We start from the raw sequence: 2,119 nt of genomic DNA, 5'->3' as shown, positions 1-2,119 counted from the left end.
CCCTTTCCGATCCAGGTATCGACGACTACCGCAACGAATTGCTGTGGAGTCCAGAAAAGCCTACCCTAATGGATGCCCATATTGAACTTTGGCATAATAATCAACTATTGGATCAAGCAAAATCCTACACCGCAATGCGGACTGTGGGGATACAGCGCGATCGCTTTATGCTCAATGGTCGATCGCACCCGCGAACTAGGACTAAATCCCCAAATTCAGTACGTGCTGCCTTTTGAAAATAAAGGGGTAGAGGTGGGTGTAACATTGCACCATCCCCACGGGCAAATTTATGCTTATCCTTTTATACCGCCTGTTCCGGCGCGGATGCTGTCAATGCAGCAGGAGTATTATGAAAAACATCGGCGGGGTTTAATGAACCCTTACGCTCTGCACTCGGAGCTTTTATTGCTGAGACTGTCTACATCAGTCATTGCAATTTAATGGTAGAGGTCTACAATCATCCAAACGGTGCCAATCGAGAGGATGTTGTAGAGTTTTTAGATAAGCTAGAGGCTTTATTATTGTCAGATGACAGCTTCGATGCTGAACAGATTAGAAGAGGCATAGAAGGTATTCGGAATGATTACAAACTAAACATCGATTTGGGAGAACGAGTAGAGAATTATGAGCAATTCAAGCGCGATGTACAGCGCCTTAAAGATGTAGGCAAGATTGAAAGTGAGGAAAAACAAAAACAGGAGCATGATGAGTTTGGCAATGCCAAGAATAGTTTAGCTAGTCCTGTGATTGAAGATTCTGCCACAGTTAGTTCATTTTTAACCGAAGAAGTTGAGATCGAGGATAATTCCTCCACAATAAACTCAAAAGCGGTGAGCAGTGATAAAAAGGGTAGAAAGCCCAAAATCATTAAAACCGAAAATCAAGATGACTCCTAATCTTAAAAGTAGTTCATCTTTGATTATGCGCCAGCAGCCCAACAACTCTGGTACAGTGGACTGAAGAAAGTCACCTATGGTGTTGAAAGGTTGCTAGCAGCCTTTCAACAGACTTATTAAACCAGTTTGCTTAAAAAAATTTGGGTTTAAAGACTGCTTCTGGCGTGGAATCATCATGTTAACGTGAGTTCGACGGGTTGAAAAAGGTACAAAAAAAGCTGAGACTGGAATAAGAAGAAAAATTCAAGGGTGTCTCAGCTAGATAGAAGACGTGTATTTAACTGCCCCTCTTTTAAGATGTTAAGCTAATACTGAGAACATATCAAAATATCAAGGATAAAATAATATGAAAGTCAGAGGAATAAAACGCGGTCAAAATATAGAAATATTAGAGCAATTAAATAACATTCCAGATGGAACAGAAATAATTATAGACTTAGAATTTATTGAAAAGGAAATATGCGAACCAAAAGTTAATTTAACACAAGAAGAGAGATTAGCTAAATTAAATAAATTATTTGGAGTGTGGAAAAATCAACTAGATTTAATAGAAATATTTGTAGAGGTTGACCAACAACGTCATACTTACCAAGGTAGAAGCATAGACTCAATTGATAATCAGGATAACGGCTAATGTATTTGTTAGACACTAACATTTGCATTGCACTTCTCAAAGAAAACCCCCAAGCAGTGAAAAAATTTAATCGCTACTTTAGCCAATGTTATCTATCAACAATTATAGTTGCGGAACTTTATAAAGGCGTTTACTATTCTCAACAGGTGTTCAATAATCTGGAAAATTTGCAGCAGTTTACTGATTTATTACCCATAGAACCATTTGACTTAGAAGCAGCTATTGAATTTGGCAAGATTCAAAGCGAACTCAAAAATATTGGTAAACCCACTGGAGAATTAGATGCGTTAATTGCTGCTATTGCTCGTTCTCGCAATGATATTCTCGTGACTAATAATATCAAAGATTTTAGTAATATTCCTAATTTACAATTAGAGAACTGGTTAGAAAATTAGATTTAATACAATTGATACACTGCTATATCAGGATTGTTGAGTAATTCGGCAGTAATTGCGATCGCTAGTGTACCATTTGGAATACCAACCTCAGACAGAAAGGTAAATACTACTGCTTTTATAGTGGTGGACGCTGGGAAACTGAGAACTACGGCGTAGATTATGGCATTGCTGACAACGTGATGGGGCCTTAC

The 2,119-nt window shown here is 38.2% G+C and carries 4 protein-coding genes and 2 pseudogenes; 5 read left to right on the top strand and 1 reads right to left on the bottom strand.

Going from position 1 to position 2,119, the window contains the following annotated elements:
* The first annotated feature begins 68 nt into the window (after positions 1-68).
* The 5 genes and pseudogenes from ACYTXL_RS27385 (at position 69) to ACYTXL_RS27365 (ending at position 1,925) form a co-directional block, all read left to right on the top strand.
* Positions 69-236 carry a hypothetical protein gene (locus ACYTXL_RS27385; protein ID WP_461927451.1) on the top strand — a complete coding sequence of 56 codons (168 nt, stop codon included), beginning with the start codon at positions 69-71 and terminating at the stop codon, positions 234-236.
* Positions 181-375, top strand: a pseudogene (locus ACYTXL_RS27380) (galactose-1-phosphate uridylyltransferase); the annotation flags it as partial. The gene ACYTXL_RS27385 and the pseudogene ACYTXL_RS27380, both read left to right, overlap by 56 nt.
* A gap of 65 nt (positions 376-440) precedes the next feature.
* The gene (locus ACYTXL_RS27375; RefSeq protein ID WP_461927450.1) at positions 441-896 is read left to right on the top strand and encodes a hypothetical protein; all 456 of its coding nucleotides are present in this window, start codon (positions 441-443) and stop codon (positions 894-896) included.
* 346 nt (positions 897-1,242) lie between these two features.
* Entirely contained in the window at positions 1,243-1,530 is a 288-nt protein-coding gene (locus ACYTXL_RS27370) for a hypothetical protein (RefSeq protein ID WP_461927449.1), read from the top strand.
* Positions 1,530-1,925 (top strand): type II toxin-antitoxin system VapC family toxin, encoded by a 396-nt coding sequence (locus tag ACYTXL_RS27365; protein WP_461927448.1) that lies wholly within the window; start codon positions 1,530-1,532, stop codon positions 1,923-1,925. The genes ACYTXL_RS27370 and ACYTXL_RS27365 overlap by 1 nt, the downstream gene beginning before the upstream one ends.
* 2 nt (positions 1,926-1,927) lie before the next feature.
* Here the strand turns inward: ACYTXL_RS27365 and ACYTXL_RS27360 are convergent.
* Positions 1,928-2,119 (bottom strand): annotated as a pseudogene (locus ACYTXL_RS27360) (hypothetical protein); the annotation flags it as partial.

The sequence above is a fragment of the Nostoc sp. genome, from assembly GCF_054880495.1.
The sequence above is the reverse complement of the archived record's forward strand: the minus strand, read 5'-3'. Positions and strand labels throughout refer to the sequence as shown.

What these genes read in the sequence shown, in the direction of transcription:
- ACYTXL_RS27385 (WP_461927451.1), top strand. Translation starts at nt 69, where the DNA reads ATGGATGCCCATATTGAACTTTGGCATAATAATCAACTATTGGATCAA.
- ACYTXL_RS27370 (WP_461927449.1), top strand. Translation starts at nt 1,243, where the DNA reads ATGAAAGTCAGAGGAATAAAACGCGGTCAAAATATAGAAATATTAGAG.
- ACYTXL_RS27375 (WP_461927450.1), top strand. Translation starts at nt 441, where the DNA reads ATGGTAGAGGTCTACAATCATCCAAACGGTGCCAATCGAGAGGATGTT.
- ACYTXL_RS27365 (WP_461927448.1), top strand. Translation starts at nt 1,530, where the DNA reads ATGTATTTGTTAGACACTAACATTTGCATTGCACTTCTCAAAGAAAAC.